The following is a 23,836-nucleotide window of genomic DNA, read 5'->3' as shown; positions in this document are numbered from 1 at the left end:
TATCTCCACCGGGAAACCGATTAAGGGGATCGGCGAAGGGAGCCGCGCATGACGCCGAAAGCCGTTTTCTGGGATATGGACGGGACGCTGGTCGACAGCGAGCCGCTGCACGAGGCGGCACTTGTGGCGGCGCTGCGCAGCGTCGGCATCGCCCCGCCGCCCGACCTGCATCAGCGCGTGCTGGGCATCGCGGCATGGCCGGTCTACGAAATGCTGCGCGACGAGTTCGGCCTCGCACTGCCCTTCGACGATTGGATCGTGCGCAAATACGATCACTATCTGCCGCTGGCCGAAACGCTGAAGCCCCGCCCCGGCGCGATCGAGGTGTTCAACGAATTGCGCGCGCTCGGCGTCGAGCAGGCGGTGGTGTCCAACTCCGACCGGCTGATCGTCGACGCCAATCTGCGCGCCGTCGGCCTCACCTATCCGGGCATGATGACGGTCAGCCGCAATGACGTAATTGACGGCAAGCCGCTTCCCGAACCATTCCTGCGCGCCGCCTATCTCGCCGGCGTCGATCCGGCGGATGCTTTTGCCGTCGACGACAGCCTGACAGGCGCCATGGCCGGACTGGCGGCGGGCATGAAGACGATCTTCTGGCCGGAGGCGCCGATGGAAGGCCCGGCCGGCGCGATCATCATCAACAGCGCCGAGGAGCTGCGGGCGCAACTGGGGCTCTGAGCAGCTTCAGACCTCGGCGCCGCCCCGCCCTTCGGGCATCTTCTCCCCGTAAAACGGGCTACGGCATGCACACATTTCCAAGCGGGCTGGCCTTTGGCGATAGCGTGCATGGCAGCTTGGCGCATGCATTGTCTTATGTAGCGGTGGTCGACCCCCACTCCGTCTCGGCTTCGCCGAGCCACCTCTCCCCCGATCGACGGGGTAGAGGAAAGGCGCCAAGCCTTTTGCCGTCAACGCCCGCCCAGCAACGCTCCCTTCCTTTCCCTCCGGAGGGGGGAAGGTGGCGCTGCGAAGCAGCGACGGATCGGGGGAACCACCTGGCAATCAAGCCTCGGCCTGATCAGTCGCGCCAGTCACAGAAGATGTGTGCATAGCGTAACCGGGGGAAGAAGGAAGGAGTCCAGCATCAATTCCGGTAGACCGGCTCTTCCTCGTCGAGGATCGCCTTCAGCTCGGCCAGATGACGCTCGGCCTGGCCGGGATAATCGTCCATCTCGCGCGCGGTCTTCTCGGCGATCTCGTCCGAGAGCGTGCGCAGCGGACGGCCGGTCCACAGCGCCTTGATGTAGGTCTCGGCGGCGCGTTCGAAATAGAACATGCGGTTGAAGGTGTCGGCGACGGTGTCGCCGATGACCATGACGCCGTGATTGCCCATGACCATCACCTTGACCTTGGGGTCGGTGAGAAGCTGCGAGCAGCGCTCGCCCTCTTCCTCGAAGGCCAAGCCGCCATAATTTGCATCGACGACATGGCGGTTGAAGAACATGGCCGAGTTCTGGTCGACCGGCGGCAGCGTCGAATCGGCGAGCGAAGCAAGCACGGTGGCGTGGATTGAATGGACATGCATGGCGCAGCGCGCATGCGGGACGTTGCGGTGGATGGCGCCGTGCAGGCCCCAGGCGGTCGGGTCGGGCGCGTTGGGGCCGGACAGCGTGTCGGGATCGTTGGCGTCGATCAGCAGCAGGTCGCTCGCCTTGATGCGCGAGAAATGCACCTGGTTGGGATTCATCAGAAACTTCGTGCCTTCGTCGTTGACGGACAGCGAGAAGTGGTTGGCCACCGCCTCATGCATGTTGAGCCGCGCCGTCCAGCGGAAGGCGGCGGCGAGATCGACCCGCTCCTCATAATAGGGCAGGTTGCTCAGCGGTTCCTTGTGCAGGCGGGCAAGGCTCATCGAAAATCCTCCGCTTGGGTTTGTTTTCCGAGAATGCCGCGCATGGCGGCTGCCAGCAACCGATAAACGCTGGCTCAGCGGATCAAGCCGCCGGGCGCGCCGACTGCAGCCCGCCCTGCTCGACGATGAAGTCGATCACGTCCTGCAATCCCTTGCCGCGCGAAAGGTCGGTGAAGCCGAACGGCCTTTTGCCGCGCATGCGGCCGGCATCGCTCTCCATGACGTCGAGGTTGACGTTCACATAGGGCGCCAGATCGCTCTTGTTGATGATCAGGAAATCCGAGCGGGTGATGGCCGGGCCGCCCTTGCGCGGGATCTCCTCGCCCTGGCAGACCGAGATGACGTAGAGGGTCAAGTCGGCAAGGTCGGGCGAGAAGGTGGCTGCGAGATTGTCGCCGCCGGATTCAATGAAGATGATGTCGAGATCGGGGAATTTCTTGTTCAGCTCGGCAATGGCCCTCAAATTGATCGAGGCGTCCTCGCGGATGGCGGTATGCGGGCAGCCGCCGGTCTCGACGCCGACGATGCGTTCTTCGGGCAATGCTTGTAGCCGCGCGAGCATCATCGCATCCTCCTTGGTGTAGATGTCGTTGGTGACGACGGCGATCGAAAAATCGTCGCGCAACGCCTTGCAGAGCTTTTCGGTGAGCGTCGTCTTGCCGGAGCCGACCGGGCCGCCGATGCCGATGCGAAGAGGACCGTTTTTCGACGTCATGCCGGAAACTCCGTGATGGCAAGGATTGCGAAGCCTGCCCCGATCAAGAGGCAAAGCGGCGAATAAAGACTTTGGTCAAGCCGCGCGAAAGGCTGTTCGGGCGCAAGCCGGCGCCACCAGGGCGTGAAGCCGGCAATGCCGCGGCCGAGGAAGACGAGGCCGATCATCAATGCCGAGGCCGCCAGGCCCTCTCTTGGAAAGGGCGTCGCAAAGACGCCGGCCAACGCCAGCGGCCAGAGCGTTGCCAATGCCAGGCAGGCCGCGACAGCAAAACTCGCGAATGACGACGGCATCTCATCGACACCGCGGAAGCCGACGACGGCGCGGGCGCAGGATGCCTGGTCCGTGCCCGGCCAGATGCCGCCTATGCCCCAATAGACATGCAGCGTTGTGATCAGGAGCAGGACGAAGGAGAGGATGCCGGCAAGGATGGTCATCAGCGATCACTTCCCGGAGAGAGGATATCTCGACCGGTTCTTAGGTCCCAGCCGTCAAAATCGTAGCGGTCCGGCTGGATCCGTAATGTCCGGCGATCGGTAAAGTGGATCTGGACCTGTCGGTGAAATCCATTCAGCGAGGTTTTCACGACTGTCTTACCTATCAAGGACTGTACTTCCTTTGCGATCCGACCCGGATTGTCCGACGAACGAAGGCGATAACCGCAAGCTCCCTGAACCTCCCAGTCCGCCGAAAGCAGAAACAGGTCTCGTTCAGCCAGCTTTGCGTAACCGGGGCGGCGACGCCCCGATCGGCGCTTCGCGTAACGGAGTGGAAGCAATCTTCCAAATCCAATATTGATCGTCGATCCTGCGGAATGCCCCACCACAGTGACGGGCAATGATCGGAGGTCTCGAAAGGCGTTTACTATGCGTATCCTGTTTGCGCTAAAGGTCATGACCGGAACAGCCGCGAATATTGCGTTTCATGGTTCATCGCCATGATGTCCGACATGAAGGCGGCGCCACCCAGATTATCGAGCGTCGATGCGGCGGCGCGCGACGCAGTCGCCAGCGCCAGCGATTCGAAGCCGGCTAACAATGCGACGGCATCGACCTGGCCCACGACACCCAACCTGATTGCCGCCTGCAGGAGGTTGGAGAAGAAAGCCTGGAGGAAGGCGGAAAGCGCATCCGAAAGGCCGATGCCGCTGCCGCCCGCAAGGGCGCCGACTGCTACGCAATAGGGGCAATCGGCCGGCAGGCGCTCCAGCGCTCGAGACGACCAGGCCGACGCCGCGTGGAGGAAGGCTGTGCCCTGCAGCATGGTTTCCGTATGCCGCTCCTGCGACCCGGCAAGCGCTTCGGCCAGCGCGGCAACCTCGCTGAGATCGCCGCCGTCACGTCCGCGGCGCCAGCTTTCGGCGAAGAGCACAGCGTCGTTCCAGCCCGAGCCGATCTCGACCAGCGTCTCCAGCCAGCCGGCGAGATCGTCACGATCCGCGATCAGCCCGTCATGCACGGCGCGCTCGATCCCGTGGCTGTAGGAGAAGCCGCCGACCGGAAAGGACGGCGACAGCCAGGCCATCAGTCGCAGCAGCGCGACGCTGGAAAGCTCCTCAGTCATGATGGTGGTCGTGGTGATGGTCGTGCGCATGATCGTGGTGATCGTGATCATGGCCGTGGTGATCATGGCCGTGGTGGTCATGATCGTGATCATGCGAATGGCCGTGGTCATGGCCGGAATAGGCGCCACGCACCGGGCTGAACGGCTGCGAAACCTCATTCACCGTGGCGCCGAGGCCTTCCAGCATCGCCTTGATGACATGATCGCGCAGGATAAGGATGCGCTCCGCCTCGATCGCCGCCGCGAGGTGACGGTTGCCGATGTGCCAGGCAAGTTCGGTGAGATGAACCGCGTCGCGGGCGCGGATGTCGTAGACCTCCTCGGGCGCGGCGACGATTTCGAGCTGGCGGCCGTCTTCCAGCACCAGCCGGTCGCCATTACCGAGCGCCACCGGCTCGGGCAGGTCGACCAGCACCTTGTCGCCGCCGGCGGTTTCAACGGCGCGGCGGCGCAGGTGCCGCTCGTCATGCGGCAGCACTGCCTTGTCGTAGGGCGGCGCTGAGCCGGCCTCGCCGGCTGGAACGACCGAGACAGCGCGCGGAAACTTGGTGAAATCGGTGGTGATGTTGAGCTTCATTTCATGGCTCCGCCATTGGCTTGGGCACGGGCACGAGCGGGGCGCCCGAGGACACGATCGAAATAGGTGTTGACGCGCTGGGACTCGATCGGAAAACGGCCGGCACGAGCCCAGGCGCCAATATCGCCCAGCAGCACGTCGACGGCCGAGAAGCGGTCGCCCAGCGCAAAGGGCTTGTCGCCAAGCCGCCGTTCCAGCGCCTTTATTTCGGATGCGAAATCATAGGCTGCGGCCGGGCCGACATCGACCCGCACATCCTTGGGCAGCAGGAAGCGGTGGCGCAGCTTGTTCCACAGCGGCGCTTCCAGCTCGCTCTGGGCGAAATGCATCCAGGAATCCATCTCGGCACGGCCGGCAAGACCCGGATTGGCGCCCATGCCTTTGTCGGCATGCTTGTCCGCCAGATAGACGCAGATCGCCGCCGAGTCGGTCACCTGGAGGTCGCCGTCGATCAGGATCGGCACCTTGCCGGAGGGGTTGAGCGCGTAAGCCTCCGGCGAGCGCAGCTTCACCTCGACGAATTCGTAGGGCTGCCCGAGCTCCTCGAGCATCCAGAGCACCCGGCTGACCCGGGATCCGCGCGATCCGACGGCCTTGTACATGGTTAACCTTGCTTTTCCGAAACCTTAGACCATCGCCCGTATCAGCCCAATGGCGCTCAGACGATGGTGTCGAAGAGCCGCAGGATGAACGATACCTGGTAGACAAGCGCAGCCGCGACGAAAGCGATGTGGAAACGGCGGTCGCGTACCAGGATCGCCACCAGGCAAAGCGCGACGAAGACCGGCGTGCGGAACAGATACTCATTGCCGAAGCGGGCAAAGTGCTCGGGACCCTTGAGCAGCGTGTCGACGACGTCGAGCAGATAGGTGAAGCCGAGCAGTCCGAAGAACCAGGCGCGGCGCGAATAAAAATAGTCCTCGTAGCTGGTGTAATCGAGCATCGAATCCGGAAACAGCAGCGCGCAAAGCAGGAACAGCGTGATGGCGTAGAAGATGATGAAAAGATATTTGCCGAAGGTCCAGTTCTCGATGGCGTAGAGGCCGAATTCCCACCACCAGAAATGCACCAGCATCAACAGCACCGAAGCGACCCAGGCGAGATGCACCGCATAGAGCCGGTACTGGCCTGGATGCTGGACGATGCGGGCAGTTCCCGAAAGCAGACGCGTGACGCCGAGGCCGATCACCATGCCCATGACGATGCGGATATGCGGAAAGATGTCGGGGAGGCGATTTCGGTGGGCATGCGTAATCACAATGCGGCTGCTGCTTTGCCGCATATTGCGGTCTGCGCGCGCGAGCCGCAACGATATTTGCCCATTCGCCGATCAGCCGCCTGTCAAAACAGGAAATACCGTTGCGCCATCGGCAGCACGGTCGCGGGCTCGCAGGTCAACAGCTCGCCGTCGGCCCGCACTTCGTAGGTTTCGGGATCGACCTCGACATGTGGCGTGGCGTCGTTGAGCACCATCGAATGCTTGCCGATGCCGCCGCGCGTGTTCTCGACCGCGATCATCGCCTTGTCGACGCCCAGCCTGCCCTGCAGGCCGGCGTCGAAGGCGGCCTTCGAGACGAAGGTCACCGATGAATTGGTCAAGGCCTTGCCATAGGCGCCGAACATCGGCCGGTAGTGCATCGGCTGCGGCGTCGGGATCGAGGCGTTCGGATCGCCCATGGGTGCTGCGGCGATCGAGCCGCCGACCAGCACCATCTCCGGCTTGACCCCGAAGAAGGCCGGATTCCACAGCACGAGATCGGCGCGCTTGCCGACGGTGATCGAGCCGATCTCCTTCGACAGGCCATGCGCGATGGCCGGATTGATCGTGTATTTGGCGATGTAGCGGCGGACGCGGAAATTGTCGTTGTCGCCGGTCTCGTCCGGCAGCGCGCCGCGCTGGCGCTTCATCTTGTCGGCGGTCTGCCAGCAGCGGATCGCCACCTCGCCGACGCGGCCCATGGCCTGGCTGTCGGAAGAGATTATCGAGAAGGCGCCGATGTCGTGCAGTATGTCCTCGGCGGCGATCGTCTCCTTGCGGATGCGGCTTTCGGCAAAGGCGATGTCCTCCGGGATCGACGGCGACAGATGGTGGCACACCATCAGCATATCGAGATGCTCGGCGAGCGTGTTGACCGTGTATGGCCGGGTCGGGTTGGTCGAGGAAGGGATGACGTTGGGCAGGCCGCAGATCTTGATGATGTCGGGCGCGTGGCCGCCGCCGGCGCCCTCGGTGTGAAAGGCATGGATGGTGCGGCCCCTGATGGCCGCCACCGTGTTCTCGACGAAGCCCGACTCGTTCAGCGTGTCGGTGTGGATCATCACCTGCACGTCGTAATCGTCGGCGACCGACAGGCAGCAGTCGATGGCGGCCGGGGTCGTGCCCCAGTCCTCATGCAATTTCAGCGAGCAGGCGCCGGCCAGCACCATCTCTTCCAGCGCCGCGGGCTTTGAGGCATTGCCCTTGCCCGACAGGCCGATATTCATAGGAAAGGCATCGAAGGACTGGATCATGCGCGCCATGTGCCAGGGCCCGGGCGTGCAGGTGGTGGCCAAGGTGCCGTGCGCCGGGCCGGTACCGCCGCCAAGCATGGTGGTGACCCCGCTCATCAGCGCTTCCTCGATCTGCTGCGGGCAGATGAAATGGATATGCGCGTCGAATCCGCCGGCCGTCAGGATCTTGCCTTCGCCGGCGATGATCTCGGTGCCGGGGCCGATGATGATGGTGACGCCGGCCTGCGTGTCCAGATTGCCGGCCTTGCCGATCGCGGCGATGCGGCCATCCTTCAGGCCGATATCGGCCTTGACGATGCCGATGAGCGCATCGACGACCAGCGCATTGGTGATGACGGTATCGACCGCACCGCCGGCCCGCGTCACCTGGCTTTGGCCCATGCCGTCGCGGATGACCTTGCCGCCGCCGAATTTTACTTCCTCGCCGTATACGGTGAGATCCTTCTCCACCTCAATGAAGAGCTCGGTGTCGGCAAGCCGCACCTTGTCGCCGACCGTCGGTCCATACATCTGCGCATAGGCGGCACGGCTTATCCTGGCCATCAGCGATTGCTCCCGAAATTCAAGTTGAATGAACGCGAGGTGCACATTGTCGCCACCCAATGGTCACGCAATGACCCGCTCGGCGACACCTTGCGCTCCCATTTGGCGGTTGAGGTGCCCCGGTCAGCCCAAAAGGACCGTTTGCCAAACCGATGGAAGGAATATCCATGCTCAAAGCGATTCTTCTCGCCGCAACCGCCACCACGTTGATGGCGGGCACTGCCAATGCCCAGCAGCAGCCGACGCCGCAGCCCAGCCCCGCGCCGACCGCGCCCGCCGCACCGAAGGCCCAGTCTGCGGCGCCCGCTATCCAGAGCGTCAACGTCGTCGATATCACCGAACTGCCCAAGGACACGCAGACGCAGGTCAACCAGATCGTGGCGCAGCGCGGCGATGCCGGCCTGCAGACATTGCGCAAGTCGATCGACGCCACGCCCAAGGTCAAATCCGCGCTCGAAGCCAAAGGCATGAGCTCCGCGCAGGTGATCGCCGCAAGCATGCAGCCCAATGGCGCGCTGACGCTGATCACCAAGAAAGCGAGCTGATTGCACGCCCAGGCGGGCCGCCTTGCGGTCCGCCAGCCATATTTTGAAGGGAATGCGGGCCGCGTCACGGTCCGCCTGCCGGCTTTTGAAGGGAACCTCCGGCCAAGCAGGACCGTTTCGCTGTTGTCGCCCCGCCACGAGTTCAGTCAGGAGCGAGCGATGGCGAAAGCCCCGCGTTTTAAAAGATGGAGTTCCGCGGTTGCCGCCACGCTTTTCGTGGCTGCGCCGCATGCGGCGCCCGCGGCGCAGCCGCTGGACAACGACAGGCCTGCCGCGGCAATCGTCGATTCCGATGTCCGGCAGGAAGAGGCGCTTTCCTCGACGGAGGCCGGAAAGGTCATCACTGCCATCGACCGCACCCGCGACAACATCGGCACGGTGCGCAAGACAACCAAGCTCGATACGGTCGACATCGTGTTCCTGACCGACGCGGCGCGCAGCGAGGGCGGGCCGCCGCCGGCGATAGAGAACAAGGTGAAGCAGCATCAGGAGGATGTCGCCGAATTGCGCCAGGAGATCGAGGCGAACGCCCTGCTCTTCAACGCGATCGATTCGCGGCGCGTGCAGGCCGAGGACGTGCTCGCCGTAGAATTCGACAATCCGGGGAAGGTCGTCATCTATGCCGCCGCCAAGCCTCCGAAGTGACGTGAGCGCGCCGGCGGACGTCACAGCTTGCCCATCACCTTTTGCTGGAAGCCATAGACCTCGCGTTTGCCGCCCAGCGGCACCAGCGTGACGTCGCGCTCCTGCCCGGGCTCGAAGCGCGTCGCGGTGCCGGCGGCGATGTCGAGCCGCATGCCGCGCGCGCTCTCGCGGTCGAATTTCAGGCCCTCATTGGTTTCGTAGAAATGATAGTGGCTGCCGACCTGGATCGGCCGGTCGCCGCTGTTGGCGACCTTGAGCGTTACGGTCGGCAGCCCCTTGTTGAGCTCGATCTCGCCCTTGGCCGCGATGATTTCGCCGGGGATCATCGCGCCCTCACAACACGCCGAAGGCGAGGCCGACGCCGGCCGCCGCGCAAGCCGCACCTGCAGCGCGCGCCAGGCTGCGGAAGCGCATGCCGAGGCTGAGGGCCGCCGCGATGCCCACGGCATGGAGAAGGGCCGTCGCGGCGGCGAAGCCCGCAATGTATTCCAGCCCGCCGGCGTTTTCGGGCACTTCCGTGCCGTGGGCGTGACCATGGAACAGCGCGAACAGACCGATGACCGCGATCCCGGTCGAGACCGGCAGGTCAATCGCCAGTGCCACCAGCAGGCCAAGCGTCACCACGGAAGCGAGGATGCCGGGCTCGACGAAAGGCATCGGCACATGCAGCATACCGAGCGCGCCGCCGGCCAGCATCACGCCGACAAAGGCCAGCGGCCAGGCCCAGATAGCCTTGCCGCCCTTCAGCGCCGCCCACAGGCCGACGGCGATCATGACCGTCATGTGGTCGAGACCGGACAGCGGGTGCGCGAAACCGGCGGCGAAGGACGAGGTCGTGGCGATGCCGACATGGGCATAGGCCGGCATGGCGGCTGCCAGGAAAAGGATCGCGGCAAGCGTGGCACGTTTCGTCGAAGCGGGGATCATCTTTCTGCCCTTCCAATTGAACCGGTCAAGCGGCCTTGCGCGGACCGCAGCCTTCGGCCTTGAGCACGCGCCTGGTCGACGGCGGATATTTCGTCAGCTTGGCCGCCGGCCGGATCGGCCGCGGCGCGAAATTGCCGCCGCAATTGGGGCAGACGCCACCCAGCACATTGTCCACGCAGTCGGCGCAGAAGGTGCATTCGAAGGTGCAGATCAGCGCATCGGTCGCTTCCGGCGGCAGATCCTTGTCGCAGCATTCGCAATTCGGCCTGAGCTCCAGCATCTGTCTTCCTCCTCACCGGATCGGTTCATGCACGGTCACCAGCTTGGTGCCGTCGGGAAATGTCGCCTCGACCTGGACGTCGTGGATCATCTCGGCGATGCCGTCCATGACCTGGGCGCGAGTGACGACATGCGCACCCGCCTCCATCAATTCCGCGACCGGGCGGCCGTCACGCGCGCCTTCGACGACGAAGTCGGTGATCAAGGCGATGGCTTCGGGATGGTTGAGCTTGACGCCGCGCTCCAGCCGCTTGCGCGCCACCATCGCCGCCATGGCGATGAGCAGCTTGTCTTTTTCACGCGGCGTCAGGTTCATGCAACTTCCCGGCAATCGAAATCAGAGTGACCACAATTTAGGCAGGCCCGCCCGCCCATTGAGCAGTTCGACGAGCGGAACCAGCCGCTTGCGGAGCTGGTAGCCGTCGCCGGCACAGAGCCTCGCAAGAAGCTTGCCAGATCGGCCGACGCGCCAGAAACTGGCGCCGCCCCAACCACCGATGGCGGGGTCGCCGATGATGGCGCGGGCGGGCTCCAGCAGACTTTCGGCCTGCGGCGACACCAGCAGCAATGTGGCGACGGCAAGCGCGCCGCCGGTCGCCGCCGGCCGCTGGAGCGTTGCGGCGATGTCCGGGCCGAGCCGAAAATCCTCCGCATGGATCAGCGCGCCGCCCTGGCGGACCCGCCAGCGGTCATGGAAACTGCCGTTGGTTGTCCGCTCGCCCATCGCCAGCCGGCCGAACAGCGCGGCCTCCAGCACCAGTGCCTCGGCATCGTCGCCAAGCTCGACATCCAGCGTGCGGGCGAAGGCGGCGCGGTCGAAAACGATAGTTTCCTGCGGCAGCCAGGCGATGCGGCCGCCCGGACCGACCCGCAGGTTGACGCTTGTCTCGGCCCTGTCGGCGGCGGCACGATAAATCTTCTCGCAGGCCTGGGTGGTGACGGCGGCGGAGGCGTCGGCGCCGACCTCGACCGTCCAGCCGAGGCGATCGCCGCCGGTCAGTCCGCCGGCGGTGTTGATCAGCACCGCCTCGAGCGGATCGCCTTGCACCGCCGGCAGGCGGATCTTGGCCGATCCGTCCTGATAGAGCCGCCGCAGGCGCGTCCGGCCCCCGCTCTTGCCGCAGAAAAGCCTGCCTAGGCCGGCAACGCGTTGCGCGGCAGGCAAGGGAGGGGCGGCCAAAGGCGAGGCAAGCTGGGATGTCAAAGTGTTGCCGATCATGTCCATGATCCCAGGTTAAGCACTCCGGCGGCTTTGTCGATATCGCTTGTTGCTTGACATCGTTTCGGTTTCTATAGAGGGAAGCCACCTTGGAGCGGTCGCGCGGTGCCTGGCGAGGTAAGGCAACGGCGTTTGTTGGATCCGGGGATCAAAAAAAGAGGCGCTGATCAGTTGGCGTCGGGCAACGACAGGGAAGGAACCGAATGGCTGACCAGCTGACGACCGAGATCATCGAAAAGATCAAGGCGCATGCCGATACCGGCGGCGAGGAAATCACCGCCAGCACCGATCTCGGCACGCTCGGCATCCATTCGCTGGAGCTGACCGAGATCATCTTCGATCTCGAGGAAAAGTACGGCATCGAGATCGAGATGAACACGGTTGATGCCTGGAGCAACCTCAAGAACGTCGGCGACATGGTCGAGGCGGTTCGCGAACTGATCGCGAAAAAAGCCTGACTGCATGCAAAAACGCGTCGTCATCACCGGTATTGGCGGGATTTGCGGGCTCGGCAACGATGCGGCGGCGATATGGGACGCCATGCGCGCCGGCCGCTCGGCCATCGGCCCTATCGACAATCCGTCGCTGCATGACCTCAAGGTCAAGACCGGCTGCGAAATCAAGCAATTGCCGGACCATGGCATCGACCGCAAGCAGGTCGTGTCGATGGACCGCTTCAGCCTGCTGGCCGTGATCGCGGCGCGGGAAGCCATGCAGCAATCGGGCTTGACCGCGCATGCCGACAACACTTACCGGATGGGCGCAATCGTCGGCATCGGCGTCGCGGGCTTCGAGACGATCGAGGAGAATTACCGCGCCATCCTGCTCGAAGGGCGCAACCGCGCCGCCATCTTCACCGTGCCGAAAGTGATGCCGGGCGCGGCCGCCGGCCAGGTCAGCATGAATCTCGGGTTGCGCGGTCCTGTTTTCGGGGCCACTTCGGCCTGCTCGTCGGCCAACCATGCGATTTCCTCGGCCGTCGACCAGATCAGGCTCGGCCGCGCCGACGTGATGGTCGCCGGCGGCACCGAAGCGCCGCTGGTGTGGGGCGTGCTCAAGGGCTGGGAGGCGCTCAGGGTGCTTTCGCCCGATACGTGCCGGCCGTTCTCGGCCGATCGCGCCGGCCTGGTGCTCGGCGAAGGTGCCGGCATGGCGGTGCTGGAAAGCTACGATCACGCGATGGCGCGCGGCGCCACGATTCTGGCCGAGATCGCCGGCGTCGGGCTTTCGGCCGATGCCTCCGACATCGTCGCGCCGACCATCGAGGGACCGGAAGCGGCAATGCGTTTTTGCCTGGCGGATGCCGGGCTCAATCCGGAAGATGTCGACTACCTCAACGCGCACGGCACCGGCACCAAGGCCAACGACCAGATCGAGACCGCGGCAATCAAGCGCGTCTTCGGCGAGCATGCCCGTTCGCTTTCGGTGTCGTCGACGAAGTCGATGCATGCGCATTGCCTCGGCGCTTCGGGCGGACTGGAGATGATCGCCTGCGTGATGGCGATCCGCGACGGCATCGTGCCGCCGACCGCCAATTACCGCGAGCCGGACCCCGAATGCGATCTCGACGTGACGCCGAACACGGCGCGCGAGCGCAGGGTGCGCGCGGCGCTCAGCAACAGTTTCGCCTTCGGCGGAACCAATGCGGTGCTGGCCTTCAAGACGGTTTGACCGCGGCCCACTGGTTGACTGTGTGTCCATGCCAAGCCGCTTGCCGGTGTATTGATCCCGGCCGGCCGGGATCCTAATTCTCCCTGACCCGCCATGAGCGCCGCCCGCCGCCGATCCGCATCCGGAGTTTGCGATGACCGACCTGTCCGCCTTTCCGATCGCCAAGCGCTGGCCGGCCAAGCACCCCGAGCGCCTGCAGCTTTATTCCGCCACGACGCCCAATGGCGTGAAGGCGTCGATCGCGCTGGAGGAGATCGGCCTGCCCTATGAGCCGCATTATGTCGATATCGGCAAGAATGAGAGTTGGACGCCGGAATTCCTGTCGCTCAATCCGAACGGCAAGATACCGGCGATCATCGATCCGGACGGTCCGGGCGGCAAGCCGATCGGCTTGTTCGAGTCCGGCGCCATCCTGCTCTATCTGGCCGACAAGACCGGCAAGCTCATTCCCGCCGATCCGGCGCGCCGCTACGAGACGATCCAATGGGTGTTCTTCCAGATGGCGGCGATCGGCCCGATCTTCGGGCAGGTCGGCTTCTTCCACAAATTCGCCGGACGCGAGATTGCCGACAAGCGGCCGCTGGAGCGTTACCGCGACGAGTCGCGGCGGCTGATCGGCGTGCTCGAAACGCGCCTGAAGGGCCGCAAGTGGATCATGGACGACGACTACACCATCGCCGATGTCTCGATGCTGGGCTGGGTGCGCAACCTGATCGGGTTCTACGAGGCGCGCGACCTGGTCGGTTTCGACGATTTCCCTACCGTTGCCAAATGGCTGGAGCGCGGCCTGGCACGGCCTGCGGTGAAGAGGGGCCTGACCATCCCGGCGAAGGGCTGAAGTAGCTTCGGGAAACGTGCAGCGGTGGGCGCAACAAAAAAAGCCCTGCGGGCGCGCTTGACCGAGGTTGATCGCGCGGCCCATGCCGGGCTGGTTCGACGCTCGGAAAAGGCGCTTTGGCTGAAGATGGCGGTGGCTAAGCGGGCGCGGCTAGCGCCTGCGTTGGAGATTAGCCGAAACCTCGTCGTCATACTCGGGCTTGACCCGAGTATCCATGCCGTGGCCCTTGCCGTAGAGTGCAACGGTGCAGAATTCTGTAACCGCAGCAACGCCTTAGCGTCACGGCATGGATTCTAGGGTCTGCGCGCGTCGCTTCGCTCCTTGCTCCGCCCTAGAATGACGACCGTGCTGTCGTGGTGGCCAATCGCGAAGGTCCGGCTCGGCGACTTCGCCGTCCGGAATCGCGTAAAGGGGCTACTTCGCCTTGGCCTTGGCACCACCGCGACCGAACACGGAAGCCGCGAGCCGCGCGGTGGCGACGACCGCTCCTGTGGCGACGCTGGCCACGGTGCGGATCGGCCCCGATTTGCTTGCCGGCGACTTGGCATGTTTCGCGCTCTTGGCTGCGACCTTGTGGGCCGCGCCGGGCGTCACTCTCTTCGGCGCCGCCTTACCGAAGGCCGGCTTGGCGTCCTTCGATCGTTCGGCCGCCGCCGGGCCGGCTTGGGCTTGCGTCGTCCTGGATTGGCTAGCCCTGGCCTTCTTGGGCGCGGTTTTTCTGCTGTTCGTTGCCATCTGACGGCTCCTGCATTCTCGGTTCGCAGTTTCGGAGGGAAAGCGTACACCGCCTTCCTGGAATTGCTCCGGCGCCGGACAATTCGGGATAGGGTCATAACGGCGCGAAAACCTTAAGGTTCCCGCCCGAAACTATTGAAAATTGAGCAGGTTAACCAATAACCAAGGAACCAACGACCATGTCGGCAGGCCGGCGCCGCGCCAGCACCCGCTCGATGTTGGGCATGTCGTTGGAGGTGATCCAGGCGCGGGCGTCCTCGTCGGACTTGCCGTGCTCCCGCCAGCGCTCCATCAGGCGGCTTTCGAGCTCGCCCCGCGGCACGTCGACGAAGATGGTGAAATCGAACAAAGGCGCCAGCCGCGACCACGGCTCCTCGTCGAGCAGCAGATAGTTGCCCTCGACCAGGATGAACTTGGTGTCGGTGCCGACGATTTCGGCCGCCGCGCGCGACAGTTCCATGCTGCGGTCGAACACGGGAATCGCGATATCGGGTTCGCCGGAGCGGATGCGCTTCAAGAGCGTCTCGAAACCGGCGAAATCGAACGTTTCCGGCGCGCCCTTGCGGGGGCGCAGGCCGCGGCGGTTGAGAATGATGTCGTCATAATGAAAGCCGTCCATCGGTACGACCTCGGATGTGCCCTCCGGCAGCAGTTCATGCAATGCAGCTGACAGTGTCGACTTGCCGGAGCCGGGCGGACCGGCGATGGCGACGACGAAGCGCCTGGCTCCGCCGGCGCGCTTGAAGATGGCGGCTGTGATATGGGCGATCTCGGACATCGGCGGCTTTCCGGCTGCGGTTCAGCCGACATCTTGGCGGGTGTCGGCGGAAAATTCAAACCTCGTTCCGAAGTTCAGGCGGCCTGCGCACCTTCGAGGTTAGCCGAGGCGTCCATCCTCGTCGCCCTGGAATGGCGAACTCTCAGGCGCTGGCCGACCTCTCACGCAGGAACCGAGCGGCCGATGCGCAGGAACCCCCCGTCGAACGGCAGTTCCCGCGCTGCCCCGCCGGCAGCGAGGACACGCAGGCGGTCGGGCGCGGTTTCCAGACTCCCCGGCGGTTCGGTGTTCGCGAACGGCACCGCGCCGATGACATGGCGGAAGGAGACCGACCGCCCCTCGGCCAGCGCAAAGGCCGTCGCCACGCCTTCATGCTTCAGCCAGTTGTCGCCGAGCGAAGCGGCATGGCCGATCGCGGTGCGGCCGTCCTCGATGCCGAGCACGCCGAGATGGCGGCCGCTCCAGGGCGCGTAGTCGCGGCCGCCATTCGAGAACCACAGCATGGTGACCGGCAGTTCGGCCGGGTTCTTCAGCACAAGAACCAGATCCCGCTCGGCGCGCCGCGCAATCGCCGTCCAGCCCGGCCCGCCGTGATCCGCCTCCACCAGGGTGATAAAATCCTCGCGCTTGTTTTCGATGCGGTAGTCGGTGAGATCGGTTGTGCCGCCGGCGGCGAGCGGAAACTGCGTGAGATCGCTGGCGCGGGCCGGATAGGCCAGCATGAAGCGGCCGCGCGCCGGATCGGGCTCGAGCGGCGAGGCGGGCGTGACAGCCACGCGTTTCGGCGAGAAAGCCAACCGGCCGCCGCCTTGCATGACCGTCATTGGATGATGGGCGACGGAAATCGCGCCGGCGCCGCCGGAAAACATGTGCTCCTGGTAGAGGAAGGGATGGGTGTCGCGCAGTGTGAAGACCTTGTCGACAGTGGCGCCCATGACCTTGCGGCGCAGCCGGACGACGGCGCGCCAGCCGCCGGGAACCGCGCCGTTGTCGACGACGTCCCACTCGCTGTTGGCCGGCCAGCCATGCAGGGGCGCGGTCTCGACGTCACTGGTGGAGAAAGGCGCGCAGAGAAAATCGCCTGAGAGCCGCACCGTGCCTTCGGGCAGGGTTTCCGGCAGGCTCTCGCGCGGCGAGCCGACCCAGGGGGCGCGGTGCAGGGGCTTCAGGATGCGGCCTTCGGCCTCGACCTCCATGGCACTGATGTGACCGACGGCAAGATCGAGCGAAACCGAGATGCCCTTTGCGCCGATGGTGAGCGTGTCCATGAATGCTTCCCGAATCTCTTCTCGCGGCAGCAAAGCCTGTCCAGCACCGGATACGCAAGCGTGATGGCTGGCAATTTGCATCAGGCGTTTTCGCCCCCGCCAACCTATCCTTCGTCATTCTAGGGTCTGCGCGCGTCGCTTCGCTCCTTGCTCCGCCCTAGAATGACGAAGGATAGGTCGCCGCTTCACGCGCGATAAAAAATCGCAAGAGAGGGGAACAGCGCCACGCTGAAAACGACCCTACTGCCTTTTATACTCCCTGACCGGCGACTTGGTGCCATCGGTATAGGTCACCTGCACCGCCATCGATTTCACGTCGTCCTTGACCTTGAAATAGGGTTGGTAGTCGGAAGGAATGGCGTAGGGGTCCTTGACGTCGCAGGGCGGCATCTTGATCTCCTTGTCGAGCGCGGTTCCGTTCAGGCTGTAATGCACTTGCCTGATGGCGCAGCGGAAGGAGAGCATCTGGGTGAAATAGACCAGGCCGCGATTGCCGCCTGCATCGAAGGCGATCCACGACGTCCAGAACTGGTCGAGGATCTGCTTGTTGCCCTGCTGGAGCGCTGAATCTGGATCGAAGCGGATGTCGAACGGGCCGGTCTCACGACCGCGGACGTCGAGATATTTGATGCCGATATTGGTCGCCGCGGTGCTGTCCGGCAATTCGAAGCTCGGATTGGGCATCGGCTTGCCGGTGCGCTGGTCGTTCATCGCCAGCATGCCGGTCTCGGTGAACGGGCCATTGGCGCCGAGCCGCCAGGAAATCGCCGTCGCCGGCTCGGGCAGCGAGATCGTCATCGACCAGCCGGCGTTGGAGCGCGTCGGCGTCAGCGTCGGCACGAAGCGCGACGGGTCGAGCACGTCGCCCAATGCCGTCAGCCGGGTGCGGCTGCGGTCGAGCCAGTCGGCCAGTTGGGTCTGATCGACGAAATATTTGAGCAGGCCGCCGTCTTTTTCGTACGAAACGAATTTGGTCAGCGCGGTCGCCTCGCTGCGCTTGTCGGCCAGCGTCTGGCTGCCCAGGCGGTCTTCCGAAAATTCCTGCGCCAGGAGAAAGTAAGCCGGCGCGTAATCCGGGTTAGCGGCGATGAAGGCGTTGAGCTTGTCGAGCCGCTGCGCGTCGTCGAACTGCAACAGATGGACGAGCTTGAGCGAGGGCGCCTTGGCCTTTTCGGCGAGCTGGCCGAACACTTCGCGGGCGCCCGCCTTGCCGTCCTGGACCCTGAGCAGCGTGGCAAAGCGCGTATAGGGGTCGATCGCATCGACATCGAAGCCGGCAAAGGCAAGATAGGAACGGCGGGCGTTGAGCATGTCGCCGGCCAGCTCGTAGACGCGGGCATTGTGATAGAACTCGTCCGGGCGCTTCGGATCGGCGATCGTTCCGCCTTGCGCCGCAAGCTGCGCAAAGCCCTTGGCGATGGTGTCGATAGAAGCGGCGATCTGCTCGGTGGTCGCCTGCAGCTTTTCCACCTGCGCCTGCTGCCGTTGCTGGCCTGCGGCCAAAGTGTCGGTGGTCTGCTTCACCACATCCACGGTCTTCTGCGTCTCGGTGCCCTGTTGGGTCTGCCTGGTCTGCGTCAGCGCGATCTCTTCGGTCGTCTTCGCTACCGTGTCGGTGGACTTCTTGACCGCTTCGAGGGTCTTCTGCGTCTCTGTGACGGTCTTTTCGATCTTCGCCACTTTCTGCGAGACGATGCCCAGCGACTGCTGCAGCTCGGCCACCGCCGGCACGAGGCCGGCGATCACGCCATTCTGCGAATTCGTTTGCTGCTGGATGCCGTAGACGCCGCCGGCGATTGCCGCCGCGCTGGTGGCGAAGATCAGTGCTGGCATGGCTTTTGCCGCCAGCACCAGGCGCAGCACCATGGCGATGGCGATGATCAACGCCGCGACCGCGGCGCCGAGCGCGATATAGGCGGCAAAGGGTCCGAGCGGGTTGAGCACGTCGCCGACCGCGCCGCTGACAAAGGCGAAGCTCGCCGCCCATTTGCCGGTGCGGCTGAGCGATGCCCGCAGAAGCGAGGTGGTGCCCGTGGCGATTTCCGACATTGCCGATCCCCCCAAAAACCAAGCCGCGCGCATATTAACGGAAAGGTGGAGCGGAACGCAAAGCGGGGGTGAGCAAGCGGCCGGCGATTGGCGAAGGCCTGCGCGACATCCGATCTCCCCCTTGCGGGCCGCAAGGGGAGATTGGCAGCTTCGGCGAGGGCTCGAACCTCCAAAACCTGGGCAAATGCCTTATTGCCGCCGTTAACCAGTTGGACGCGGCACATGCGTTACGTTAGCTTCGCCGCATCTCAGCAACAGCTTTAGAACCGTCTTGCCCCGTCCCTTCCCTTTCCTCCAAAAACTCATCGCTACGATGGCCCTGCTCCTGCTGGTGGCCGGCTGCACCACGGCCGCGCCGCCGGAAAGCGTGCTGGCCGTGCCGGCGCAGCCGCAGAAATATGCGGCGATCGTGGTCGATGCCTCGACCGGCAAGACCTTGTTCGAGGTGAACTCGAGGTCGCAGCGCTATCCCGCCTCGCTGACCAAGATGATGACGCTCTACATGCTGTTCGAGGCGCTGGAGTCCGGCCGCGTCACCAAGCAGACGCAGATTCCGGTTTCCGACCACGCCGCCTCGCAGCCGCCGACGAAGCTGCGCTTCCGGCGCGGCGAGACGATCGACGTCGATTCCGCCATCCGCGCCATGGTGGTGAAGTCGGCGAACGATGTGGCGGTGGCGGTGGGCGAGTATCTGGGCGGCGGCTCAGAGGACCAGTTCGCCGCCATGATGACTGCCAAGGCGCGCCAGCTCGGCATGACCGCCACCAACTTCCGCAATGCATGCGGCCTGCCCGACGACGGCCAGGTGACCACGGCGCGCGACATGGCGGTGCTGGGCATGGCGCTGGAAAAGCGCTTTCCGCAGCATTTCCACTATTTCTCCGAAAGCGACTTCATGTTCCGCGGCCGGCTGGTGCGCGGCCACAATGACATGCTTGGGCGCGTGCGCGGCGTCGACGGCATCAAGACCGGCTATATCCGTGCCTCCGGCTACAACATCGTCACCTCCTACAATGCCGACGGCAGGCATCTGATCGTGGTGGTGATGGGCGCCGACAGCGCGCGCCAGCGCAACAACCATGTCGAGGCGCTGATCCAGCGAAGCCTGGGGCCGACGACAGCCGATGCCGGCCAGCCCAGGCTGATGTATTCCGGGCAGCAGCCGGCTTCGCCGCCACCTGGCCTGCAGCCGCCCGGCTCGGCATTGCCCGGCCTGTCCAAGCCGAATCAGGCGACGCCTGCATCGACGCTGCCGGGCCAGCCGGCGTCGGATCTGCCGTCGCCGGATCTGGCGTCGCCCAGTTCGCCTCTGCTGCCGGCGCAGTAGTATGGCGCGCTCGACGTCCAGCGCCTCGCCGTCCTAGGACCTACCGAACCACCAGCACCGGGATCTGCGTCAGCGACACCACCTCCGCCGTCTGGCTGCCCAGCACAAGGCGCCCCAGCCCGCGGCGGCCATGTGAGGCCATGACGATCAGGTCGCAGGCCTCCGCGGTAGCCACCTCGAGGATCGCCTCGGCGGGGGTGCGGTTCTCGATGTGCAGGGTTTTCGAACCGATGCCCTTCGCATCCGCCTCGGCCTTGCATTTGTCGAGCAGCTCGCGGGCAAATTTGCGCGCGCTTTCCTGGTAATTGGTGAGCTCGTCGGCGGCGACATAGCCGGCCATGGCGCCGCCCCAGGCCAGCGTCGGGAACGGCTCGGAGACGGTGACGAAGACGACAGTGGCGCCGAGCCCCTTGGCCAGCTCAAGCCCGTGGGCGACGCCCTTTTGGGCGAGTTCCGAACCGTCGGTGGCAATCAGGATTGTCTTGTACATGGTGGCGATCCCTCATTTGCGGGGCGCTGCGCGCGGCCCAGGTGCCGGGAGCCTGAACGGTCAGGCCTGATGTCGATATAGTCAGCCTATCAGGCCCGCCACAGGGGCCAGCTTGATCCGGATCAAGGCCAGGCGGCGGAGACGATTGCTCCAGGGTGGTGAGAAATTGCCGACGGCGCTCCCCCTCTCCGTCTCGGCTTCGCCGAGCCAGCTCTCCCCCGCCTCCGGCGGGGGCGAGGAACCCAGGATTGCGAACGGCGCGGCAATGGCGATTGGCGTTTCCTCGCCCCCGCAAAGCGGGGGAGAGGTGGATCGGCGCGAAGCGCCGAGACGGAGAGGGGGCTGCGCCGACCTGTGCGATCGCGGCGCGAAGGTCGGCGAAGAACGCACCCTGCCCCCCATCACAAGAACTTGTTCCGTCACACGCTTTTCATACTGACCATGGATATGCCGCGCCGGCTTGGCGTATCGTATCGCAAAGCCTCGAACAGGAGCACCGACCATGGCCAGCGACCCGAAGGCAGCCGCGCAGAAGCAGGCGGACAACGAGAACGACGTCGCCGGCGAATATCTCGAGGCGGAAACCGTGTTGGAGGATGCCCAGCACGGAGCCGACGAGATCCTCGAAGCGCCGGAAGTGCCGGATTCCGAACCGCATGTGCCCGGCCGGATCAAGCCGAAGAAAAAACCCTCGGCGATCAGCGGCCGGAAATTCCGCAAGCGCGACCTGGTGCGCATCGACGATCTCAGGCCCAGCCTTGCCGACCGCATCCGCTCCGACCATCCCGACCTGCCGCGCGGCGCCCGCATCAGCCGCGAGGAGCTCGGCCGCTACCGCATGCGCTACATGGAGGAGTTGCTGCAGCAGGAGCACGGCGAATTCTCCGAGCTCGACCGCCAGGTGGTTGAATCGATCGCGAGACAAGACACGATCTCGGAAAACTCGGAAGAGGAGTTCGAGGAGCACCGCTCCTTCGCCGACCGCGTCTCCGACACGATGGCCGAGTTCGGCGGCAGCTGGTGGTTCCTGATTTCGTTTGCTACCGTGCTTCTGGTCTGGATCGGCATCAACCTGATCGGCGGCCTGGCGCACGCCTTCGATCCTTACCCGTTCATCCTGCTCAACCTTCTGCTCTCCTGCATCGCCGCCATCCAGGCGCCGGTGATCATGATGAGCCAGAAGCGGCAGGAAGCCAAAGACCGGCTGCGCTCCTTCAACGACTACCGGGTGAACCTGAAGGCCGAGCTCGAAGTGCGCCATCTGCACGAAAAGCTCGACTATTTGATCTCGCGCCAATGGCAGCGGCTGGCTGAAATGCAGCAGATGCAGCTGGATGCGATGCACGAGTTGGCGGGGGCTAAGAAGCAGAAGCGGGCGACAAGGGCGGTGAGGAGGAGAGTTGCGAAGGTGGAGGCGGAGGGGTGAGACCCAAGAGCTTGGGTCCCTCGACAAAACGGCAGGTCCGAAGGGCGGCGAGACCCGCGGCTTGCTCCGAAACGGTGGGCTCGGCGAAGCCGCGATGTCGAGGGAGCGCCATGTCCGATAGCTATCGGTGAAACAATCAACCCGTCTCAGGCCGCCGCACAATCGCCAATTGGCCGTTGAAGCCACGGCCGGCTTCCGCTATGAAGCCGTGGCTGGCCGGCTCACCGGCCGGTTCGTTTTCCCGGGAAGCACCCGTAGCTCAGCTGGATAGAGCGCTGCCCTCCGAAGGCAGAGGTCACAAGTTCGAATCTTGTCGGGTGCGCCATTTTTATACTGTCAAAACAGGTGGTTAGCAAGGTATTTTTCCCGCGAGACGAGGTCGGGAAGTGCGTCGCGGAAGCACCACGGAAGCAGTCGGACATGTATTCGGGCTAGGCTTTGACCGATCACTGTGGAGTCAGACGCCCATTCCGCGCCAACTTACCACTGGTCGCGGCCGGGTGCAGCTTGTGGCTCCGGCTAAGGCCCAACTCTACTCATGGGACTGTGGTTTCTTCACGGTCAATATGTCGAATTTTCTGCGGGGGCGGCCGGAGACTGTCTAACGGGTGCTGGCTGAGGCATAGATCAGATTGCTATAGCTCACCTTTTTCGATATCATGAGTTATAGAAAGGGGCTCTATAGCTCATGGCATGGAATTGGGAGCAGGCCGACTGGCCGCATTTTACCTACGACAAGATGGCATTGGACCCGCTGGAAAGCGAGTTCCTATTGCGATCGGGCGAGTTCCTGGGCGTGTTTCGCCATGTCGGCCCCGATGACCGCGACCAGATCCGCATCGATCTAATCAGCGAAGAGGCCTTGAAGACATCCGAGATCGAGGGTGAGTATCTCAACCGGGAAAGCCTGCAATCATCCTTGCGGCAGCAGCTTGGGCTCGGAGGCGAGAATAGGCGCATACCGCCCGCCGAGCGGGGCATCGCCGAAATGATGGCCGACGTGTATCTGCATTTTGCCAAGCCGCTCTCGCATCGCACGCTCTATGCCTGGCACAAGATGGTGATGTCCGGAGAGCGACGCATCGAGACGATCGGCAACTATCGCCAGCACGCCGATGCCATGCAGATCGTCTCTAACCGGCTGGACAAACCCAAAGTGCATTTCGAGGCGCCGCCCTCATCGCGCGTGAAAGCCGAGATGGACGCCTTTACCATCTGGTTCAACGATACCGCGCCCAAGGGTAAGACTCCGCTTCCCGCGCTGACGCGCGCCGGTATCGCGCATCTTTATTTCGAGAGCATACATCCGTTCGAAGACGGCAACGGCCGCATAGGACGCGCGCTTTGCGAAAAGGCGATGGCGCAAAATCTGGGCGAGCCGAGTCTCATCGCGTTGGCCTATACGATCGAACGTCATCGCAAGGCTTATTACGACCGGCTGGAAGCCAGCAACAAAAGCAACGCGATTACCGACTGGCTGCTATATTTCGCCGACACGATCCTCGAAGCGCAGCGCGTAACGCTTGCTCGTGTCGAATTCTCCGTCGCCAAGGCCAAATTCTACGAGCGCCATCGGGATCAGTTCAACGAGCGCCAGGAAAAAGTCATCGCTCGAATGTTCCGCGAAGGTATCGACGGCTTCAAGGGCGGTCTTAGCGCCGAGAATTACATCGCCATCACCCAGGCGTCGCGCGCTACGGCGACGAGGGACCTGCAGGATCTCGTTGCCAAGAGTGCGCTGATAAGAGCTGGTGAACTCCGACACACACGTTACACGCTGAATATTTGTGACGATCGTGCGTAAATCCCATCGAAAGAAGAGGCAGGCTGTCAAAGAGCCTGCTTGCCTCAACATCAGTGAATGGCGGGCAGCTA

The 23,836-nt window shown here is 64.1% G+C and carries 26 protein-coding genes, 1 tRNA gene and 1 pseudogene; 10 read left to right on the top strand and 18 right to left on the bottom strand.

Features of this window, described 5'->3' with window-relative positions; translation table 11 throughout:
- The first annotated feature begins 48 nt into the window (after positions 1–48).
- The gene (locus LB526_RS21240; RefSeq protein ID WP_224525742.1) at positions 49–681 is read left to right on the top strand and encodes an HAD family hydrolase; all 633 of its coding nucleotides are present in this window, start codon (positions 49–51) and stop codon (positions 679–681) included.
- A 406-nt stretch (positions 682–1,087) separates the two neighbouring features.
- Here the strand turns inward: LB526_RS21240 and LB526_RS21235 are convergent, their stop codons facing one another.
- The 8 genes from LB526_RS21235 to ureC all read right to left on the bottom strand — a co-directional run bounded on the left by LB526_RS21235 (position 1,088) and on the right by ureC (position 7,764).
- Complete coding sequence (locus LB526_RS21235) at positions 1,088–1,855, bottom strand: class II aldolase and adducin N-terminal domain-containing protein (protein WP_140628305.1); 768 nt, start codon at positions 1,853–1,855, stop codon at positions 1,088–1,090.
- An 82-nt stretch (positions 1,856–1,937) separates the two neighbouring features.
- Complete coding sequence (ureG, locus tag LB526_RS21230) at positions 1,938–2,570, bottom strand: urease accessory protein UreG (protein WP_042637471.1); 633 nt, start codon at positions 2,568–2,570, stop codon at positions 1,938–1,940.
- The gene (locus tag LB526_RS21225) at positions 2,567–3,007 is read right to left on the bottom strand and encodes a DUF3995 domain-containing protein (RefSeq protein ID WP_224525743.1); all 441 of its coding nucleotides are present in this window, start codon (positions 3,005–3,007) and stop codon (positions 2,567–2,569) included. Before LB526_RS21225 ends, ureG begins: the two co-directional genes overlap by 4 nt.
- 454 nt (positions 3,008–3,461) lie before the next feature.
- Entirely contained in the window at positions 3,462–4,163 is a 702-nt protein-coding gene (locus LB526_RS21220; protein ID WP_411909038.1) for an urease accessory protein UreF, read from the bottom strand.
- Positions 4,126–4,710 (bottom strand): urease accessory protein UreE, encoded by a 585-nt coding sequence (ureE, locus tag LB526_RS21215; RefSeq protein WP_224525744.1) that lies wholly within the window; start codon positions 4,708–4,710, stop codon positions 4,126–4,128. The genes LB526_RS21220 and ureE overlap by 38 nt, the downstream gene beginning before the upstream one ends.
- The gene (locus LB526_RS21210) at positions 4,707–5,312 is read right to left on the bottom strand and encodes a glutathione S-transferase family protein (protein ID WP_224525745.1); all 606 of its coding nucleotides are present in this window, start codon (positions 5,310–5,312) and stop codon (positions 4,707–4,709) included. The genes ureE and LB526_RS21210 overlap by 4 nt, the downstream gene beginning before the upstream one ends.
- A gap of 56 nt (positions 5,313–5,368) precedes the next feature.
- Positions 5,369–5,908 carry a hypothetical protein gene (locus LB526_RS21205; protein WP_224629765.1) on the bottom strand — a complete coding sequence of 180 codons (540 nt, stop codon included), beginning with the start codon at positions 5,906–5,908 and terminating at the stop codon, positions 5,369–5,371.
- A gap of 143 nt (positions 5,909–6,051) precedes the next feature.
- The gene (gene ureC, locus LB526_RS21200) at positions 6,052–7,764 is read right to left on the bottom strand and encodes an urease subunit alpha (RefSeq protein WP_411967905.1); all 1,713 of its coding nucleotides are present in this window, start codon (positions 7,762–7,764) and stop codon (positions 6,052–6,054) included.
- Positions 7,765–7,931: 167 nt separating this feature from the next.
- Here ureC and LB526_RS21195 point away from each other — a divergent pair, with 167 nt between their 5' ends.
- Positions 7,932–8,309, top strand: a complete 378-nt coding sequence (locus LB526_RS21195) for a hypothetical protein (RefSeq protein WP_140546156.1) — start codon at positions 7,932–7,934, stop codon at positions 8,307–8,309.
- A 159-nt stretch (positions 8,310–8,468) separates the two neighbouring features.
- Positions 8,469–8,954: a hypothetical protein gene (locus LB526_RS21190; RefSeq protein WP_140843683.1), complete on the top strand. Its 486-nt coding sequence runs from the start codon at positions 8,469–8,471 to the stop codon at positions 8,952–8,954.
- Positions 8,955–8,974: 20 nt separating this feature from the next.
- Here LB526_RS21190 and LB526_RS21185 read toward each other — a convergent pair whose 3' ends face one another.
- Genes LB526_RS21185 through LB526_RS21165 form a run of 5 tightly spaced genes read right to left on the bottom strand, consistent with a single transcriptional unit; the run spans position 8,975 to position 11,379 of the window.
- Positions 8,975–9,280 (bottom strand): urease subunit beta, encoded by a 306-nt coding sequence (locus LB526_RS21185; protein ID WP_224546641.1) that lies wholly within the window; start codon positions 9,278–9,280, stop codon positions 8,975–8,977.
- Positions 9,281–9,287: 7 nt separating this feature from the next.
- Positions 9,288–9,881 carry a HupE/UreJ family protein gene (locus LB526_RS21180; RefSeq protein ID WP_224546631.1) on the bottom strand — a complete coding sequence of 198 codons (594 nt, stop codon included), beginning with the start codon at positions 9,879–9,881 and terminating at the stop codon, positions 9,288–9,290.
- Positions 9,882–9,906: 25 nt separating this feature from the next.
- A complete protein-coding gene (locus LB526_RS21175) occupies positions 9,907–10,161 on the bottom strand; it encodes a DUF1272 domain-containing protein (RefSeq protein ID WP_140756795.1) in 255 nt (84 codons plus the stop codon).
- 12 nt (positions 10,162–10,173) lie between these two features.
- Entirely contained in the window at positions 10,174–10,476 is a 303-nt protein-coding gene (locus LB526_RS21170) for an urease subunit gamma (protein ID WP_041003069.1), read from the bottom strand.
- A 21-nt stretch (positions 10,477–10,497) separates the two neighbouring features.
- Complete coding sequence (locus LB526_RS21165; protein WP_411967903.1) at positions 10,498–11,379, bottom strand: urease accessory protein UreD; 882 nt, start codon at positions 11,377–11,379, stop codon at positions 10,498–10,500.
- Positions 11,380–11,582: 203 nt separating this feature from the next.
- Between LB526_RS21165 and LB526_RS21160 the strand changes: the two genes are divergently transcribed.
- From LB526_RS21160 to LB526_RS21150, 3 genes are all read left to right on the top strand, one after another.
- Positions 11,583–11,837 (top strand): acyl carrier protein, encoded by a 255-nt coding sequence (locus LB526_RS21160; RefSeq protein ID WP_041003067.1) that lies wholly within the window; start codon positions 11,583–11,585, stop codon positions 11,835–11,837.
- A gap of 4 nt (positions 11,838–11,841) precedes the next feature.
- Positions 11,842–13,050, top strand: a complete 1,209-nt coding sequence (locus tag LB526_RS21155; protein ID WP_224525758.1) for a beta-ketoacyl-[acyl-carrier-protein] synthase family protein — start codon at positions 11,842–11,844, stop codon at positions 13,048–13,050.
- Positions 13,051–13,183: 133 nt separating this feature from the next.
- Complete coding sequence (locus LB526_RS21150) at positions 13,184–13,888, top strand: glutathione S-transferase family protein (RefSeq protein WP_224629623.1); 705 nt, start codon at positions 13,184–13,186, stop codon at positions 13,886–13,888.
- 414 nt (positions 13,889–14,302) lie between these two features.
- Here LB526_RS21150 and LB526_RS21145 read toward each other — a convergent pair whose 3' ends face one another.
- The 4 genes from LB526_RS21145 to LB526_RS21130 all read right to left on the bottom strand — a co-directional run bounded on the left by LB526_RS21145 (position 14,303) and on the right by LB526_RS21130 (position 18,718).
- The gene (locus LB526_RS21145) at positions 14,303–14,623 is read right to left on the bottom strand and encodes a hypothetical protein (RefSeq protein ID WP_224629622.1); all 321 of its coding nucleotides are present in this window, start codon (positions 14,621–14,623) and stop codon (positions 14,303–14,305) included.
- Between the two features lie 151 nt (positions 14,624–14,774).
- A complete protein-coding gene (locus LB526_RS21140) occupies positions 14,775–15,401 on the bottom strand; it encodes a nucleoside triphosphate hydrolase (protein WP_224629616.1) in 627 nt (208 codons plus the stop codon).
- A 161-nt stretch (positions 15,402–15,562) separates the two neighbouring features.
- Complete coding sequence (locus LB526_RS21135; RefSeq protein WP_224629615.1) at positions 15,563–16,669, bottom strand: hypothetical protein; 1,107 nt, start codon at positions 16,667–16,669, stop codon at positions 15,563–15,565.
- Between the two features lie 240 nt (positions 16,670–16,909).
- Complete coding sequence (locus tag LB526_RS21130) at positions 16,910–18,718, bottom strand: methyl-accepting chemotaxis protein (RefSeq protein WP_224629613.1); 1,809 nt, start codon at positions 18,716–18,718, stop codon at positions 16,910–16,912.
- 313 nt (positions 18,719–19,031) lie between these two features.
- Between LB526_RS21130 and LB526_RS21125 the strand changes: the two are divergent.
- A pseudogene (locus LB526_RS21125) lies at positions 19,032–19,880 on the top strand (D-alanyl-D-alanine carboxypeptidase family protein); the annotation flags it as partial.
- Between the two features lie 205 nt (positions 19,881–20,085).
- On the opposite strand, the gene LB526_RS21120 reads toward LB526_RS21125, so the two are convergent.
- Entirely contained in the window at positions 20,086–20,535 is a 450-nt protein-coding gene (locus LB526_RS21120) for a universal stress protein (protein ID WP_224629609.1), read from the bottom strand.
- A 502-nt stretch (positions 20,536–21,037) separates the two neighbouring features.
- Between LB526_RS21120 and LB526_RS21115 the strand changes: the two genes are divergently transcribed.
- The 3 genes from LB526_RS21115 (at position 21,038) to LB526_RS21105 (ending at position 23,765) form a co-directional block, all read left to right on the top strand.
- Entirely contained in the window at positions 21,038–21,961 is a 924-nt protein-coding gene (locus LB526_RS21115) for a DUF1003 domain-containing protein (protein WP_224629608.1), read from the top strand.
- Between the two features lie 248 nt (positions 21,962–22,209).
- Positions 22,210–22,286: transfer RNA gene (locus LB526_RS21110), tRNA-Arg, on the top strand.
- A gap of 363 nt (positions 22,287–22,649) precedes the next feature.
- Entirely contained in the window at positions 22,650–23,765 is a 1,116-nt protein-coding gene (locus tag LB526_RS21105; protein ID WP_224546577.1) for a Fic family protein, read from the top strand.
- Positions 23,766–23,836 lie beyond the last annotated feature (71 nt).

It is taken from the genome of Mesorhizobium sp. CA6, from assembly GCF_020165035.1.
Taxonomy (GTDB): domain Bacteria; phylum Pseudomonadota; class Alphaproteobacteria; order Rhizobiales; family Rhizobiaceae; genus Mesorhizobium.
The sequence above is the reverse complement of the archived record's forward strand: the minus strand, read 5'-3'. Positions and strand labels throughout refer to the sequence as shown.

Excerpts from the sequence above, each read along its gene's own strand:
- LB526_RS21190 (WP_140843683.1), top strand. The coding sequence starts at position 8,469 with ATGGCGAAAGCCCCGCGTTTTAAAAGATGGAGTTCCGCGGTTGCCGCC.
- LB526_RS21220 (WP_411909038.1), bottom strand. The coding sequence starts at position 4,163 with ATGCGCACGACCATCACCACGACCACCATCATGACTGAGGAGCTTTCC.
- LB526_RS21140 (WP_224629616.1), bottom strand. The coding sequence starts at position 15,401 with ATGTCCGAGATCGCCCATATCACAGCCGCCATCTTCAAGCGCGCCGGC.
- ureG (WP_042637471.1), bottom strand. The coding sequence starts at position 2,570 with ATGACGTCGAAAAACGGTCCTCTTCGCATCGGCATCGGCGGCCCGGTC.
- LB526_RS21155 (WP_224525758.1), top strand. The coding sequence starts at position 11,842 with ATGCAAAAACGCGTCGTCATCACCGGTATTGGCGGGATTTGCGGGCTC.
- LB526_RS21180 (WP_224546631.1), bottom strand. The coding sequence starts at position 9,881 with ATGATCCCCGCTTCGACGAAACGTGCCACGCTTGCCGCGATCCTTTTC.
- LB526_RS21135 (WP_224629615.1), bottom strand. The coding sequence starts at position 16,669 with ATGGACACGCTCACCATCGGCGCAAAGGGCATCTCGGTTTCGCTCGAT.
- LB526_RS21205 (WP_224629765.1), bottom strand. The coding sequence starts at position 5,908 with ATGGGCATGGTGATCGGCCTCGGCGTCACGCGTCTGCTTTCGGGAACT.
- LB526_RS21185 (WP_224546641.1), bottom strand. The coding sequence starts at position 9,280 with ATGATCCCCGGCGAAATCATCGCGGCCAAGGGCGAGATCGAGCTCAAC.
- LB526_RS21105 (WP_224546577.1), top strand. The coding sequence starts at position 22,650 with ATGGCATGGAATTGGGAGCAGGCCGACTGGCCGCATTTTACCTACGAC.
- ureC (WP_411967905.1), bottom strand. The coding sequence starts at position 7,764 with ATGGCCAGGATAAGCCGTGCCGCCTATGCGCAGATGTATGGACCGACG.
- LB526_RS21235 (WP_140628305.1), bottom strand. The coding sequence starts at position 1,855 with ATGAGCCTTGCCCGCCTGCACAAGGAACCGCTGAGCAACCTGCCCTAT.
- LB526_RS21210 (WP_224525745.1), bottom strand. The coding sequence starts at position 5,312 with ATGTACAAGGCCGTCGGATCGCGCGGATCCCGGGTCAGCCGGGTGCTC.
- LB526_RS21145 (WP_224629622.1), bottom strand. The coding sequence starts at position 14,623 with ATGGCAACGAACAGCAGAAAAACCGCGCCCAAGAAGGCCAGGGCTAGC.
- LB526_RS21165 (WP_411967903.1), bottom strand. The coding sequence starts at position 11,379 with ATGATCGGCAACACTTTGACATCCCAGCTTGCCTCGCCTTTGGCCGCC.
- ureE (WP_224525744.1), bottom strand. The coding sequence starts at position 4,710 with ATGAAGCTCAACATCACCACCGATTTCACCAAGTTTCCGCGCGCTGTC.
- LB526_RS21195 (WP_140546156.1), top strand. The coding sequence starts at position 7,932 with ATGCTCAAAGCGATTCTTCTCGCCGCAACCGCCACCACGTTGATGGCG.
- LB526_RS21240 (WP_224525742.1), top strand. The coding sequence starts at position 49 with ATGACGCCGAAAGCCGTTTTCTGGGATATGGACGGGACGCTGGTCGAC.
- LB526_RS21225 (WP_224525743.1), bottom strand. The coding sequence starts at position 3,007 with ATGACCATCCTTGCCGGCATCCTCTCCTTCGTCCTGCTCCTGATCACA.
- LB526_RS21175 (WP_140756795.1), bottom strand. The coding sequence starts at position 10,161 with ATGCTGGAGCTCAGGCCGAATTGCGAATGCTGCGACAAGGATCTGCCG.
- LB526_RS21120 (WP_224629609.1), bottom strand. The coding sequence starts at position 20,535 with ATGTACAAGACAATCCTGATTGCCACCGACGGTTCGGAACTCGCCCAA.
- LB526_RS21150 (WP_224629623.1), top strand. The coding sequence starts at position 13,184 with ATGACCGACCTGTCCGCCTTTCCGATCGCCAAGCGCTGGCCGGCCAAG.
- LB526_RS21115 (WP_224629608.1), top strand. The coding sequence starts at position 21,038 with ATGGCCAGCGACCCGAAGGCAGCCGCGCAGAAGCAGGCGGACAACGAG.
- LB526_RS21130 (WP_224629613.1), bottom strand. The coding sequence starts at position 18,718 with ATGTCGGAAATCGCCACGGGCACCACCTCGCTTCTGCGGGCATCGCTC.
- LB526_RS21170 (WP_041003069.1), bottom strand. The coding sequence starts at position 10,476 with ATGAACCTGACGCCGCGTGAAAAAGACAAGCTGCTCATCGCCATGGCG.
- LB526_RS21160 (WP_041003067.1), top strand. The coding sequence starts at position 11,583 with ATGGCTGACCAGCTGACGACCGAGATCATCGAAAAGATCAAGGCGCAT.